This is a genomic window from Pseudomonas sp. PSKL.D1, assembly GCF_028898945.1.
Lineage (GTDB): Bacteria > Pseudomonadota > Gammaproteobacteria > Pseudomonadales > Pseudomonadaceae > Aquipseudomonas.
On record NZ_CP118607.1, the window covers coordinates 1 to 15357 of the forward strand.

Consider the following 15357-nt stretch of genomic DNA (forward strand, 5'->3'; position numbering starts at 1 on the left):
GTGTCAGTGGAACTTTGGCAGCAGTGCGTGGAGCTTCTGCGCGATGAACTGCCTGCCCAGCAATTCAACACCTGGATCCGTCCGCTACAGGTCGAAGCCGAAGGCGACGAGTTGCGTGTATACGCACCCAATCGCTTCGTACTCGATTGGGTGAATGAAAAGTACCTCGGTCGCCTGCTCGAACTGTTGGGTGAACATGGCAACGGCATTGCGCCCGCCCTTTCCTTATTAATAGGCAGCCGTCGTAGTTCGGCCCCTCGCGCCGCGCCTAATGCACCGGTAAGCGCTGCTGTGGCTGCATCTCTTGCTCAGAGCAGCCAGGCTCAGCCTGTTGCTGCTCCCGCTCTTGCGATTGCAGAACCGGTGATATCCACAGTGGCCGAGCCTGTACTGGTTCATGACGCGGCTGAAGCAGCCTCGCGTGACAGTTTCGACGCGATGGCAGACAGCGCCTCGACACCTGCATCAACCGGCCGGACCGAACAACGCACTGTCCAGGTTGAAGGTGCTCTCAAGCACACCAGCTACCTTAACCGGACCTTTACCTTCGAAACCTTTGTCGAAGGTAAGTCGAACCAATTGGCTCGCGCGGCTGCCTGGCAGGTTGCCGACAACCCCAAGCATGGTTACAACCCGCTATTCCTCTATGGTGGTGTTGGCTTGGGTAAGACCCACTTGATGCATGCTGTGGGTAACCACTTACTGAAGAAAAACCCGAATGCCAAGGTGGTGTACCTGCATTCGGAGCGATTCGTGGCCGACATGGTCAAGGCGTTGCAACTGAACGCCATCAACGAGTTCAAGCGTTTCTACCGTTCGGTCGATGCCTTGTTGATCGATGACATTCAGTTTTTCGCGCGCAAGGAACGTTCGCAGGAAGAGTTTTTCCACACCTTCAACGCGTTGCTCGAAGGTGGCCAGCAAGTCATTCTCACCAGTGACCGCTACCCCAAGGAAATCGAGGGCCTGGAAGAGCGCCTGAAGTCACGTTTTGGCTGGGGCCTGACGGTGGCCGTCGAGCCGCCGGAACTGGAAACCAGGGTCGCGATCCTGATGAAGAAGGCCGACCAGGCCAAAGTGGAACTGCCGCATGATGCCGCGTTCTTCATCGCCCAGCGCATTCGCTCCAACGTGCGTGAACTGGAAGGTGCATTGAAGCGTGTGATTGCTCATTCGCACTTCATGGGCCGTGACATCACCATTGAGCTGATTCGTGAGTCGCTCAAGGATCTGCTGGCGCTGCAAGACAAGCTGGTGAGTGTGGATAACATTCAGCGTACTGTCGCCGAATACTACAAGATCAAGATCTCTGATCTGTTGTCCAAGCGTCGGTCGCGTTCTGTAGCGCGTCCGCGTCAGGTAGCCATGGCGTTGTCCAAGGAACTGACCAACCACAGCTTGCCGGAAATCGGCGACATGTTTGGTGGCCGTGACCACACTACCGTGCTGCACGCCTGTCGCAAGATCAATGAATTGAAGGAATCCGACGCGGACATCCGCGAGGACTACAAGAACCTGCTGCGGACGCTGACGACCTGATGGTTGTCTGCGCAGCTAATTGAAGGCAAGGGACTAGACCATGCATTTCACCATTCAACGCGAAGCCCTGTTGAAACCACTGCAACTGGTCGCCGGTGTCGTCGAGCGCCGTCAGACCTTGCCGGTGCTGTCCAACGTATTGCTGGTCGTGCAAGGGCAGCAGTTGTCGTTGACCGGCACCGACCTTGAGGTCGAACTGGTTGGCCGTGTGCAACTGGAAGAACCAGCCGAACCCGGCGAGATCACTGTCCCGGCGCGTAAGCTGATGGACATCTGCAAAAGCCTGCCAAACGACGTTCTCATTGATATCAAGGTCGATGAGCAAAAACTGTTGGTCAAGGCCGGCCGAAGCCGTTTCACCTTGTCCACGTTGCCTGCCAATGATTTCCCTACTGTGGAAGAAGGCCCAGGCTCGCTGACCTGCAACCTGGAGCAAAGCAAGCTGCGTCGTTTGATCGAACGCACCAGTTTTGCGATGGCCCAGCAGGACGTGCGCTACTACCTGAACGGTATGCTGCTTGAAGTTTCTACCGACACACTTCGCGCTGTTTCTACCGACGGCCATCGCCTGGCCCTGTGTTCGATGCATGCTGCAATCGGGCAGGCTGACCGCCACCAGGTTATCGTGCCACGCAAAGGTATTCTTGAGCTTGCACGTCTGCTCACTGATCCAGAAGGCATGGTCAGTATTGTTCTTGGGCAGCACCACATCCGCGCCACCACAGGTGAGTTCACTTTCACCTCTAAACTGGTCGACGGAAAATTCCCTGATTACGAACGCGTTCTGCCCAAAGGCGGTGACAAGCTTGTAGTCGGCGACCGCCAAGCGCTGCGTGAAGCCTTCAGCCGGACTGCGATTCTCTCCAACGAGAAGTACCGTGGTATTCGCCTGCAACTGGCTGCTGGTCAGCTGAAAATCCAGGCCAACAACCCTGAGCAGGAAGAAGCCGAAGAAGAGATCAGCGTGGATTACGAAGGTAGTTCGCTGGAGATCGGTTTTAACGTGAGCTATCTGCTGGACGTGTTGGGCGTCATGACCACTGAGCAAGTTCGTCTGATTCTGTCTGACTCCAACAGCAGCGCGCTGCTGCAGGAAGCGGGCAATGACGATTCTTCCTACGTTGTCATGCCGATGCGTCTGTAATCCGTAGCAGGCCAAATGTCCCTTCGACGGATCATGGTCACCGCGGTGCGTAATTTGCACCCGGTGACCCTCTCACCCTCCCCCCGCATCAACATTCTCTACGGCGCCAACGGCAGTGGTAAAACCAGTGTGTTGGAAGCCGTGCATCTGCTTGGCTTAGCCAGATCGTTTCGAAGTACCCGCCTTAATCCGGTAATTCAATACGAACAGCCCGCCTGCACTGTTTTTGGTGAAGTGCAGCTAGCAGAGGGCGGTACAAGTGCCTTGGGCGTATCGCGCGAGCGACAGGGAGAATTTACCATCCGCATTGACGGGCAGAACGCCAGAAGCGCTGCGCAACTGGCCGAATTGCTTCCACTGCAGTTGATCAACCCGGATAGTTTTAGGCTCCTGGAAGGCGCGCCCAAAATCCGCCGGCAGTTTCTGGATTGGGGCGTGTTCCACGTGGAACCTCGGTTCATGCCTGCCTGGCAACGGCTGCAGAAGGCGCTGCGACAGCGGAACTCATGGTTGCGGCGTGGTACACTTGACCCCGCTTCGCAAGCCGCCTGGGACCGGGAATTATGCCTGGCCAGCGCGGAAATAGATGAATACCGTCGCAATTACATCACGGCCTTGAAGCCCGTCTTCGAGCGTACCCTGAGCGAACTGGTCGAGTTGGACGGGTTGACCCTGAGCTACTACCGAGGCTGGGACAAGGATCGGGAACTGCAAGAAGTCCTCGCCTCCTCCGTCCTTCGCGATCAGCAGATGGGCCATACCCAAGCCGGTCCTCAGCGTGCTGATTTACGCCTTCGTCTTGCTGCCAATAATGCAGCAGACATTCTGTCGCGTGGTCAGCAAAAGCTGGTGGTGTGCGCACTACGCATAGCCCAAGGCCACCTCGTCAGCCAGGCTCGCCGCGGTCACTGTATTTATCTGGTGGATGACTTGCCGTCCGAGTTGGACGACCAGCATCGTCGCGCGCTGTGCCGCTTGCTAGAAGAATTACGCTGCCAGGTGTTTATCACCTGTGTAGATCACGAATTACTGAGGGAAGGCTGGCAGACGGAAACGCCAGTTGCTTTGTTCCACGTGGAACAAGGCCGTATCACCCAGACCCACGACCATCGGGAGTGAAGGCATGAGCGAAAATCAAACGTACGACTCCTCCAGCATCAAGGTGCTGAAAGGTTTGGATGCCGTGCGCAAGCGTCCCGGCATGTACATTGGCGACACCGATGATGGTAGCGGCCTGCACCATATGGTTTTCGAAGTGGTCGACAACTCGATCGACGAAGCCCTTGCTGGCCACTGCGACGACATTACCGTAATTATTCATCCGGACGAATCCATCAGTGTGCGCGATAACGGTCGCGGCATTCCGGTCGATGTGCATAAGGAAGAAGGCGTTTCCGCAGCTGAGGTCATCATGACCGTACTGCACGCCGGTGGTAAGTTTGACGATAACTCCTACAAAGTTTCCGGCGGCCTTCACGGTGTAGGTGTTTCGGTGGTGAACGCGCTGTCCGAAAAACTGGTGCTGACGGTTCGCCGCAGCGGCAAGATCTGGGAGCAGACTTACGTTCATGGCGTTCCACAAGAGCCTATGGCTGTGGTGGGCGACAGTGAAACCACCGGTACTCACATTCACTTCAAGCCTTCGGCTGAAACCTTCAAGAATATCCACTTCAGCTGGGACATCCTGGCCAAGCGGATTCGTGAACTGTCTTTCCTTAACTCCGGTGTCGGTATCCTGTTGAAGGATGAGCGCTCTGGCAAAGAAGAGTTCTTCAAGTACGAAGGTGGTCTGCGAGCTTTCGTGGAGTACCTGAACACCAACAAGACGCCGGTCAACTCGCAAGTATTCCACTTCAACGTCCAGCGTGATGACGGTGTGGGTGTTGAAGTCGCGCTGCAGTGGAACGACAGCTTCAACGAGAACCTGCTTTGCTTCACCAACAACATTCCGCAGCGTGACGGCGGTACTCACTTGGTGGGCTTCCGCTCCTCCCTGACCCGCAGCCTGAACAGCTACATCGAACAGGAAGGCTTGGCCAAGAAGAACAAGGTCGCAACTACTGGTGATGATGCGCGTGAAGGCTTGACCGCGATCATTTCCGTTAAGGTGCCGGACCCTAAGTTCAGCTCCCAGACCAAGGACAAACTGGTTTCCTCGGAGGTGAAAACCGCCGTGGAACAAGAGATGAACAAGTACTTCGCCGACTTCCTTCTCGAGAACCCGAACGAAGCCAAGGCCGTTGTCGGCAAGATGATCGACGCCGCTCGCGCCCGTGAAGCAGCGCGCAAGGCGCGTGAAATGACCCGCCGTAAAGGCGCACTGGATATCGCCGGCCTGCCAGGCAAGCTCGCGGACTGCCAGGAAAAAGACCCTGCCTTGTCCGAACTGTACCTGGTGGAGGGTGACTCTGCGGGTGGCTCCGCCAAGCAAGGTCGCAACCGTCGCACCCAGGCAATCCTGCCGCTCAAGGGCAAGATCCTCAACGTCGAGAAAGCACGTTTCGACAAGATGATCTCGTCCCAGGAAGTCGGCACGCTGATCACTGCATTGGGCTGTGGTATCGGCCGTGAAGAGTACAACATCGACAAGCTGCGTTATCACAACATCATCATCATGACCGATGCTGACGTTGACGGTTCGCACATCCGTACGCTGTTGCTGACCTTCTTCTTCCGTCAGTTGCCGGAGCTGGTCGAGCGCGGCTACATCTACATTGCCCAGCCACCGCTGTATAAAGTGAAGAAGGGCAAGCAGGAGCAGTACATCAAGGACGACGAGGCCATGGAAGAATACATGACCCAGTCCGCCCTTGAAGACGCCAGCCTGCACCTGGACGAATCGGCGCCAGCCGTTTCCGGCGTACAGCTGGAAGCTTTGGTGAATGAATTCCGTGCAGTCATCAAGACGCTCAAGCGCCTGTCTCGCCTCTACCCGGAAGACATCACCGAGCACTTCATCTACCTGCCGGAAGTCACCTTGGAGCAGTTGGCCGATCACGCTGCCATGCAGGCTTGGCTGGTCAAGTTCCAGGCGCGCTTGAGCAATGCCCAGAAGTCGGGCCTGGTTTATCAAGCCAGCCTGCGCGAAGACAAAGAGCGCAATGTCTGGCTGCCAGAAGTGGAAGTAACCTCCCACGGCCTGGCCAGCTACGTCACCTTCAACCGTGATTTCTTCGGCAGTAATGACTACCGTTCGGTGGTTAACCTGGGCACCAAGCTCTCTACACTGCTGGGTGAAGGCGCGTACGTGCAGCGTGGTGAACGTCGCAAGGCGATCAATGAGTTCAAGGAAGCGCTGGACTGGCTGATGAACGAGACCACCAAGCGCCACACCATTCAGCGATACAAAGGGCTGGGTGAAATGAACCCGGACCAGCTGTGGGAAACCACCATGGACCCAACCGTGCGTCGCATGCTCAAAGTGACGATCGAGGACGCAATTGCTGCTGACCAGATCTTCAACACCCTGATGGGGGATGCGGTGGAGCCACGCCGTGACTTCATCGAGAGCAATGCGCTGTCGGTATCGAACCTGGACTTCTGATCAGGTACAGCCTCAAAAACAAAGCCCGCTTTCGCGGGCTTTGTTTTTTGTGGAGCCTCTGCCATTCAAGATCAATGCACCTTGATGGGCCCTTGGTTCAATCCGTTGATTGCCTGCTGGGCAACCTCACGCGCCTGGCGCAATACGTCGTCCTTCCACTGTGGTTCGTCGATGTAGAACGCATCACGTAATTGCTGTTTGATTTGCTGGCGCCTGGGCTCACCGATACGAGGGTTGTTGTGCAACCATTGCTCGGCTCGCAGCGCATCCAGTACCTGTGAACCTGGCAAGGTCCCGAACTCCAGCGTCAGCGCCGTGAAATCTGCAGGCGTGCATTCACCCGCCGCGCCGTACACCATCAGCCCGCTGAGCGGCACCGATACGGACTGCCCCTCTTGTGACGAACGAACACCCTCCCCCCACCAACGCCTTGCGCGTTCAAGCATGGGGGAGTCGGCCGGCCCGGAGTAGATGCGTTCACCGTAACCCTTCGGCCCGAGCCCTGTGTGGATATCGAGCCAGACCAGATGCTGGCATTGGCTGGCATGTTGGCGGACGACTGTGCGTATCGCATCGTTGCTCCACGTTGGTGATGTGCCGGTGTAGAACAAGCCGTCGGGATGACTGTGCTGCCCGCTGGATACTGCTTTCTGCAATCGCTTGCGCCCAAATCTCACCAGTTGTGAAAGCAGGTGCAGCCGATTAGCCAACGTCCCCGGCCAGCGTCTTGGAATCATCACAGAGTGCAGCGCTGAATAGTCAGGGTTGTGCGCCCGGGCCTGGCTGAAGTCACGAAAGTTGCGGTTCAGGTCGACGTTCTCGTGAGTCCAGCGGCGAAGCCAGGAAAACCCGTAAGGGTTGGCCGCATGCAGGTACACCACCGCACATCCGGCGTCTTTGGCCTGGCGCTGGAACTCTTCATCTCGCAACAACGCTATCTGAACGGCTGACCCGCAAAAGCCCTCAACGCCATGGCATCCACTGCTGATCAACACCACGTGCTCGGCGTCGAGTGAGCCACTGCGCGCCACATCGATGGCCAGCTCTTCATTTTCGGCACCCCGCAATGGGTGCACGTGAGACTCGACTGGCAAACCGAGATCGGCGCAGGCTTTCAGGAACTTGTGTCGCGCTTGCGCGTACGTCTGTGAAAAGCAGGCAGCAGAGTTCATTGCAGCTCCGGGTTTTTTTATGAGTTGACCCGGCCAGCGCGCAGCCGCATGCCGGCCTGAGTTCAGGAAAATTGAAAAGGGGGAAAAGGCCGCGAGACCGCGGCCAGGCAATCAGCTGGTATGCAGCGCGTGTTGCAGTGAAGATTCGTGGGTTTGCAGGTGGTCACGGGTGCGCTCTGGCCGCACGAGCCAGAAAGCACTTAACGTGCAGACGATGATGAGTGCGCCGATCAGCGCCAGCGCAGACTCAAAGCCATGCGCGATATCACCACCGCGCAATGCCACCATTTGCCCCACCAGCCAAGGCGCAAGCATGCCGGCGCTGGTCACCCCACCAATATGAATCGACAGCATTGAACCTCGGCGCTCGCTGGGTGCAATAAAGGCGACGATGGTATTTGCAAACGTAGGCAACACATTGATCAGCACCGCGCCAATCGCGTAAAGCGCAAGCGTTGCCATCATGTGCCCGTGGGCCTGCGTGATCAGCAGGAAAGCCAGGCCGGCAATCAGGCAGCAGGCCAGCGGCAATACCACCATTGCCGATTGCGGTTTGGTGCCTCGCTTGAGTGCCCTCTGGGAGAGTGCCGAGACGCCCAGGTTACAGAGGATGACCGCCAGGGTAACGCCCATGACCACGTACCCCGATTGCATCGCGGTCATGCTCAGCCCTTTTTGCAGATAAACAGGCACCCAGCTGTAAACCAGCGCGTTGGGCAAAAAGCCCATGAAGCCAACCAAAGTAATACCGAGGAAGGTGCGGTTGAGCAGCAACCGGCGGTAGCCCGGCAAGGGTTGCCCGGCGTTGTTGCTCACCTCATCCACCTGGGTTCCTTCGCGCCCGAAGACCAACCACAGCAGCATCCACGCCAGCCCGATCAGCGCCAGCGCCAGGTAGGCCATGCGCCAGCCGACCTGGGCAATCAGAAACGGCAGGCTGACCGCGGCAAGTACAGCGCCGAGCATGATTGAAACCTGAATCAGCGATGCCGGCATTACCCGTTCGGTGGGGCCGAACCATTTGAAGCAGGCGTGTTGAGTAACGGCCGTGCCTGGGCCGGTACCGGCACCCAGCATCAAGCGGCTGAGAACCAACGCGGCGAAACTGCTGCTGATGCTTACAAGCAGCTGCGAAACCATCCACACCAGCGACATGCCCACCAGGATCCAGCGGCTGGGAAAGCGGTTGGCAAGGAAGCCCACCGCCACACCGGAGATTGAATAGAGAAAAAAGAACGCGCTGCCGACGAAGCCGAATTCAGCAGGCGTAAGCTTTAACTCATCAATGATCTGGGCGCCGGCGAAGGCAAAGATACTTTTGTCCAGCACGCTGATGATCATCACTGCCATCAGCATCACCAGCACGAGATTACGACGGGAGAACGGCATACAGGGCTACTCCAGGTTTCATGCAGGCAGGATGCCGCAGCCGCGGATCGCTGAATAATGATCTATCGGCATGCTTATCAGGGTTGGTTATGGAGCGGTGAACGCAACACTTGCGGGTTTTTGAAGGCATAGACGATGTCGTCGACGAGCATCTGTGTTTCACGGGTCATCAGTTCCGCAGGCCGGCAAACCAGGGAGATATCGGTGCCAGGCACGCGCTCTGCAATCGGCAGCATGTCGAGGTTGCCAGACACTACGGGCAAGTCGAACACTCGACGTGACCAGATACTCACGGCATCGGTGGTGGCCGCGAGCTCGGCATACAGCACCACTGATGCGCAGACAATCGTTCGCTCTGGCGGCTTGACGCCGTACTCTTCAAACATGCGACCGGCCAGTGAGGTATCCAGCGCATCGGGCAGTAGCCATTCCTGGTCGAGCAACTCGCTTAAGGAGCGGACCTTCGACAGCGGGTGGCCTTTGCGCACGGCCAGGGTGGTCGGTTGGGCGTACAGCTCATGCCATTCGAAGCCTTCGACGCTGCGCACAGGCGGGTGTGATGTCAATGCCAAGTCCAGCTGACCCTCACGCAAACCTTCCAGCAGCTTGGCCGGGCGCAGTTCGTGGATCTGCAGTTGCACTTTCGGGTAACGCTTGCGATAGCTCTGGATGCAGCTGACAAACTGTTGGCTAGGTGTTACGGGTGAAACGCCGATGGTCACCTTGCCGTCCATGGTGCCCTTAAGCGTCTCGATCTCGTCCCGCGCTCGGCGCACTTCCTCGACGACCAGGCGTGCGCGGCGGACCAGGTGTTCACCGTAGAGGGTGGCGGTGATGCCACGATTGGATCGCACCAGCAGGGGCACGCCCAGTTCCGACTCCAGTTCCTTGATGCTCTTGGAAAGCGCCGGCTGAGAGATATGCAGTAACCGTGATGCCTCCTGGATACTGCCACTTTCGCAGATCGCAACGATTGCGCGCAGTTGATGCAATTTCATGGGCACACACCTGAAGCTGGGGGAAGCGAACTAGAGCATAAAACGCAGTGACCGACGAGTCCGCGCCCACGGGTGCCTTGCGAGCCCGTGGGCGTAGCGGGTTGTTAGCGAATGCCGGTAGCACGCAAGGCGTTCGGGGTGAACTCTTTGCTCGACGCGTTCAGCGAGAAGTCGTAGCTGCCCTTCTGCTCTTCGTTACGCAGGCCCGAAACGGTGTAGCGGCCGTTCGTTACGTCGTAGTGCGTCTCGGCCGTCAACCAAGGGAACTGCTGGTCATAAAAGAACCGTGCATGCCCTTCAGAAACCCGCCACAAGTTGCCGCGTCCGTCGTAGGCATCGGCTTCGGCAACCTGCCAGCTGTCCTCGTCGATGTACAGGTCGCGCTTGCTGTAGATATGGCGCTGGCCTGGCTTCAGCGTGGCGACCACATGCCAGACCCGGTGCAGTTCATAACGGGTATGGTCGGGGTTGAGATGGCCGGGGCGAATGATGTCGTCGTACTTGAGCTTCGGCGAGTCCAGGGCATAGCTGTTGTAGGGGATGTAGACCTCCTTCTTGCCCACCAGCTTCCAGTCATAGCGATCTGGCGCACCGTTGAACATGTCGAAGTCGTCGTAAGTACGCATGCCCTCAGCACCTGGGCTGTCATAGCCAACCTGAGGCGCGCGACGCACCCTGCGCTGGCCGGCGTTATACATCCACGCCATGCGCGGCTCGGCGACCTGGTCGAGGGTTTCCAGTACCAGCATCACGCTGCCCGCCCGCCGGGGTGGCGAGAGGATTTCCTGGCGGAAGTAGAACAGGATGTTGGCCATTTTCTGCGGGTCGTAATCCTTCAGCCCGAACGGGAAGGCAAACTGTTCCTTCATCATGCTGACGGTATAAGTGCCGTTTTCTTGCGGGTTCATCTGCGCGGTGTTGCGCAGGATCGAATCGCCCCGATAACGGGTGATGTGGTTCCAGATCACTTCCAGCCCGTTTTGGGGGATCGGGAACGGAATCGACATTTTGAAATTCTGCAGGCCGTTACCGCCTTCTGCGAGCGTGGTGCGTGTGGCGTTTTCCTTCACGGCGGCAAACACTTTTGGCGGCAGTGTGACGCTGCGATGCGTGGTGTACACCGGTATGCGATAGGTGTCCGGGAAGCGCTCGAACATTGCCAGCTGACCGGGTGTCAGGCGTGCCTTGTACTGTGCGGCGTTCTGCGCGGTGATGACGAACAGTGGTTTTTCGCCAGCGTAGGGGTTGGGGATAAAACCGCCAGCGTCCACTGCACCGGTGCTGGCCGGAAGGCCTCCGGTCCATGCCGGGATGCTGCCGTCGGCGTTGCCGGCTTTCTCGGCGCCGATGGGGGTCAGGTCACTGCCCAAGCGCGCGGCTTCCTGCTCGGATACCGCCGCCATCACCTGGCTGGCCAACAGGCTCAGGGCCAGGCAGCTGTTGCGAATCAAGGCTTTGCGAATCATGGTCTACCTCCAGAAACAAAGGGACGTTAGAAACTCACGCCCATGCTGACGGCGAGGAAGTCGCGGTCGGTATTGGTGTTGAAGTCACCGCCGAAGTAATCGGTGTAACTGATGGCGAGGTTGTAGCGGGTCATGTACTCGGCATCCAGGCCAACGCTTATCGACTTGTCCCCTTCGTTGAAGGTCGGGCCAAAACCCTCTACGTCGTGGGCGAAGGACAGGCTTGGGCGAAGTACGACGCCGCCGATCAGGTCGGCGTATTCCAGCGTGGCCCGCAACCGGTAGCCCCAAGAGTCGGCGGTGTAGAAGCCTTTGCTGTTGCATTGGTCAGGGTTGGCGGAGTTGGCTACCTGGCGGCACAGGTTGTTGCCGGAAATGCCACCTAGCAGCGGAGCGCTGCCAGCCCCCGCCAATTCGCCATTGCCATACACGCTGCTGCGGCCAAAGCGCAGGTCCGAACCATCGGTCGCACCCAAGTCGGCGATGTGGCTGTAGCCGAATTCGCTCACCAGCGTCAGCCGGTCTGCACCGATGAAGGTCAGTTGGTCGATGGTGCGGGTCAGCGTGACCTGCGCCTGAGTGAAGGGCTTGCGTACATAGCCGTTGATCAGCGAGCCATAAGCGGAGCTGGCGAAACCAGTCTGGAAGACGGGCAGGCCTGCATTGACCAGTGGGTTGGTGGCGGCGGAACCGAGAGTGGCGGCTGCCGAAACATCACTGGCGTTCAGAGACATGGGCATGTTTGGCCGGTAGCTGATTTCGCCCGCTACGGCGGTGGCGCCGACAGTCGTGCTGAAGCTCAGGCCGTACAGGCGAATGTCTTCCGGGTATTCAAGGTAATACCGCGCTGTACTCACACCACCCCGCCCCGCAAGCCCGCCAACAGGGTCGACCAATGCGCCACGGCCCACCGACCAGGTGCTGGTTGGGGTGCGGCTGTGATAGTTCATGGCGTAGAAGCCAAACTCAGTGTCGTTGAGCTCCGGCACCATCCAGCGCAGGGCCACGCCGAACTGGCCGCTGTTGCGCGGATCCTTGTCCGACAGCCTTGGCACATAACCGTAACCACCGAGCACTCCGGTGCCGTCAGTGTCCCGGTCGAAGTCACTGCCGTTGATTGCCATATTGATGTCGCAGCCCTTGGCGGCCACATCGCTGCTGAAAAAGGTGCCGCAGTTGTCTGCGACGGATTTTTCCCACTGCAACTGGTAAAACGCTTCGACGGACAGGTTGTCGGTCAGGCCCTGGTTGAAATAGAGCATGTTGACCGGAATCAGCGCTTCCTTGACCTCCGAGCCAGGGCGGCGCAAGGCTGAGACATCGACCGGGTTGATGCTGTTGATACCGTTCTGGATAAACGTGCTTTCACCCCAGCTGACTACTTGGCGGCCTGCGCGCACGGTGCCGGGCAGGTCGTTGAGGTTGTAGTTGTGATAGACGAAGGCATCCAGCAACTCGACGCCCGACGCTTTGGCAGCGTTGTCCCGGTGGCTGTCGTCGATGTCATAGAGTGGGCGACTTTCGTCTTTCAGCTCGAAGTCATACCAATACTTGCCACGTACGAACACGCCGGTATCGCCGTACTTGAGCTCAAGGTCGTGCACGCCTTTGAAGATCTTCGAAAAGGTTTCGCCCTTCTTGAAATTCAGACGGCCGTCGTCGGAAGTCTGGGTGGACGCGGTCCCCCCATTGCGACTGCCGATGAATGCGCGGTCCGGGCTGTCCATCGCCCAGCTCGCCCCGATGGACAGGCTGGAGTCGAAACGCCCTTCGATTTCCCCAATGTTGAACGTAACGGCCTGCGCGCTGGTTGCCGCGAGTGCCAGGCTGACTGCCAGCGGTAGTGCGCGAAGCCCAAGGCCCGCGACGCCGGTTGTTATTTTTTTCATAGTGCTCTGCGCCTTGAACTTGCTGTTCATGAGAAAGCCTCCCCTTCGGCGGGGCGGTTGCATGGTAAGCAGCGAGTCACATCGACGGCTTCTGAAAAAAAGTGATGCCCATAGCCAAATGAGAGGGTGGCCGGTGTTGATAACCGGCGGCTATCGGGATGAACCGTATTCAATCTGATGCCGTGCAGGCTTGCCCTATAGTCCGGTCGTTTCTCACCCCTTCCGAGGTTGACCATGAAGATTGCCCTGACCGGCGACAGTATCCTGCAGCGACGCCTGCACAGCCGGGATGACCAAACGCTGAGCCCCTTGTTTGACCTGATCCGCGCGGCAGATGTGAGCTTTACCAACCTTGAGGTGCTGCCCAACGACTTTGCCGGTGACCCGGCACTGGAAAGCGGTGGCTCACATTTTGGTGCTCCGGCCTGGGTGCTCGATGAGTTGGTCGAGGGTGGTTTCGACCTGTTCTCAACCGCCAATAATCACAGCCTGGACTACGGCATCAGCGGCCTGCACGCTGCTCACGAACAGTTGCGTAAACGTGAACTGCTGTTCGCTGGCACCGGGCGCAACCTCGAGGAAGCCCGCCGCCCGGTGTACTGCAGCACACCGGCTGGTACCGTTGCGTTGCTGGCCTGTAGTTCGACCTACGGCAAGGGCCAGGAAGCCAGCGACCAAAGCCGTGATATGCCGGGGCGCCCGGGCCTTAACCCTTTGGGCTACGACACCCTGCATGAAGTCAGTACCGAGCAGATGGCCCAAGTGCGCCAGCTGATTGCTGACCTTGGTCTGGATCGTCTTTACCAAGGGGCGGTGGATTTGGGCTTTGCTCATCCCCTGCCTGACCCTTCGCTTCAGGTGTTCGGGCCGTTTACCCCGTTGTTGTTCCGTGAAGGCGCCAGCACCCGGCTACGCACGCTCGCGCGCAAGAAAGACTTGGATGGCATTTTGCGCTGGGTCGAGGAAGCACGGTTGACCTCGGACATTGTGATGGTCAGCCTGCATGCCCACGAACTGGGCTACAACGATGAGGGCGAATGGGACCTTGAGGTGCCTGCTGAATTTATCCAGCCGGTGGCGCGCAAGCTGATCGATGCGGGCGTTGATATCGTTGTTGGCCATGGCCCGCACTTGCTGCGTGGCATGGAAATTTACCAGGGCAAACCAATCTTTTACAGCCTGGGCAATTTCATCGGCCAGAACGAATTGGTAGAGCGGCTGCCGGTGGATAGCTACGACCAATTCCGGGTCGACCGACAGCAGACGCCATCCAAGGTGTTTTTGCAACGCACCCGTAACGATACGCGTAGCTTCCCGTCTGACGCGCGATTGTGGGAGAGTATTGTGCCGATCTGCACTTTTGACGGCCGCACGCTGACAGGTATTGAATTGCACCCGGTGCACCTGGGGCTTGGTGAAGCCATCCACCGTCGAGGTCGACCAAGGCTGGCGGCAGGTGAACAGGCCAGAGCCATTCTGCAACGCTTTGCGGCATTGTGTGCGGGCTATGAAACCACGCTGGAAATAAACGCAAACACGGCTCGCGTGGTGCTCTGAAAGTATTTGCACCCTACCAATGTCAGCCCCGTTAGTGAGCTGACATTGGCGTTTTGATATTTCACAGCCAGCGATAACTTGGCCATGTTCCACGTGGAACCTTGGTTTTGCAGGTGCCTCAATATCCGCTGAGGATGTTGACGATCACACCGCTGGCGATGGCGACCAACACGTAGTCACCGTTTACATACAACCAACGATGGTCGTGAGGTGGTGCGTACAGGTGGCGTGAACGCCAGTCAGTCACCCAATACCGGTCACCCCGATAGATCGGCTCTACCACCCTGCCCCGCTGCCACTGTTGATGCGGTACCGGCATGCCGGGTTGCGGGCGGAAGTTTGGGTTGTGGTAAGCCGGTGCGCGGCCATTGTCGTGCCTGCCATTTTGTTTGGGTTGCCCATGCGGCGGGTTGCCCTGGTGTGAAGGCCCGCCATCGTATCGGTCGGGAGGGCCAGGCTGCGCGAAGCTGGCCAGTGGAGCGCCGAGCATCAGTGTGGCGCAGAGCACGGTTAGGGTTTTCTTCATGAATGCTGTTCCTATGCAGGTTAACGCTCGGCGCAAGTGGCCATCGCGCCAGGTGCGGTTAACTGATCTGACAGCGGTTTCTGCGTTGTGCTGCAGGCACTGAGGTAAAGGTCAGGTAAAGGTGGGTAACCGC

The 15357-nt window shown here is 58.3% G+C and carries 11 protein-coding genes; 5 read left to right on the forward strand and 6 right to left on the reverse strand.

The features are described 5' to 3' along the window. The 4 genes from dnaA to gyrB are packed head-to-tail and all read left to right on the forward strand — an operon-like array spanning position 1 to position 6227. Positions 1 to 1539 carry a chromosomal replication initiator protein DnaA gene (dnaA, locus tag PVV54_RS00005; RefSeq protein ID WP_274908007.1) on the forward strand — a complete coding sequence of 513 codons (1539 nt, stop codon included), beginning with the start codon at positions 1 to 3 and terminating at the stop codon, positions 1537 to 1539. Between the two features lie 40 nt (positions 1540 to 1579). Then, positions 1580 to 2683, forward strand: coding sequence for a DNA polymerase III subunit beta (gene dnaN / locus PVV54_RS00010; protein ID WP_274908008.1), 1104 nt, complete (start codon positions 1580 to 1582; stop codon positions 2681 to 2683). A 15-nt stretch (positions 2684 to 2698) separates the two neighbouring features. After that, complete coding sequence (recF, locus tag PVV54_RS00015; protein WP_274908009.1) at positions 2699 to 3802, forward strand: DNA replication/repair protein RecF; 1104 nt, start codon at positions 2699 to 2701, stop codon at positions 3800 to 3802. A 4-nt stretch (positions 3803 to 3806) separates the two neighbouring features. Continuing rightward, positions 3807 to 6227, forward strand: a complete 2421-nt coding sequence (gene gyrB, locus PVV54_RS00020) for a DNA topoisomerase (ATP-hydrolyzing) subunit B (RefSeq protein WP_274908010.1) — start codon at positions 3807 to 3809, stop codon at positions 6225 to 6227. Between the two features lie 71 nt (positions 6228 to 6298). Here gyrB and PVV54_RS00025 read toward each other — a convergent pair whose 3' ends face one another. The 5 genes from PVV54_RS00025 to PVV54_RS00045 all read right to left on the reverse strand — a co-directional run bounded on the left by PVV54_RS00025 (position 6299) and on the right by PVV54_RS00045 (position 13141). After that, positions 6299 to 7399 carry a M14 family metallopeptidase gene (locus PVV54_RS00025; protein WP_274908011.1) on the reverse strand — a complete coding sequence of 367 codons (1101 nt, stop codon included), beginning with the start codon at positions 7397 to 7399 and terminating at the stop codon, positions 6299 to 6301. A gap of 111 nt (positions 7400 to 7510) precedes the next feature. Further along, positions 7511 to 8788 carry an MFS transporter gene (locus PVV54_RS00030; RefSeq protein ID WP_274908012.1) on the reverse strand — a complete coding sequence of 426 codons (1278 nt, stop codon included), beginning with the start codon at positions 8786 to 8788 and terminating at the stop codon, positions 7511 to 7513. Positions 8789 to 8865: 77 nt separating this feature from the next. Next, complete coding sequence (locus tag PVV54_RS00035; protein ID WP_274908014.1) at positions 8866 to 9786, reverse strand: LysR family transcriptional regulator; 921 nt, start codon at positions 9784 to 9786, stop codon at positions 8866 to 8868. Between the two features lie 104 nt (positions 9787 to 9890). Beyond that, a complete protein-coding gene (locus PVV54_RS00040; protein WP_274908015.1) occupies positions 9891 to 11252 on the reverse strand; it encodes a DUF1329 domain-containing protein in 1362 nt (453 codons plus the stop codon). A gap of 26 nt (positions 11253 to 11278) precedes the next feature. Then, a complete protein-coding gene (locus PVV54_RS00045; RefSeq protein ID WP_274910510.1) occupies positions 11279 to 13141 on the reverse strand; it encodes a DUF1302 domain-containing protein in 1863 nt (620 codons plus the stop codon). Between the two features lie 234 nt (positions 13142 to 13375). On the opposite strand from PVV54_RS00045, the gene PVV54_RS00050 reads away from it, so the two are divergent. After that, positions 13376 to 14698: a CapA family protein gene (locus tag PVV54_RS00050; RefSeq protein WP_274908016.1), complete on the forward strand. Its 1323-nt coding sequence runs from the start codon at positions 13376 to 13378 to the stop codon at positions 14696 to 14698. Positions 14699 to 14816: 118 nt separating this feature from the next. On the opposite strand, the gene PVV54_RS00055 is transcribed toward PVV54_RS00050, so the two are convergent. Beyond that, positions 14817 to 15224, reverse strand: coding sequence for an RcnB family protein (locus tag PVV54_RS00055; protein WP_274908017.1), 408 nt, complete (start codon positions 15222 to 15224; stop codon positions 14817 to 14819). Positions 15225 to 15357 lie beyond the last annotated feature (133 nt).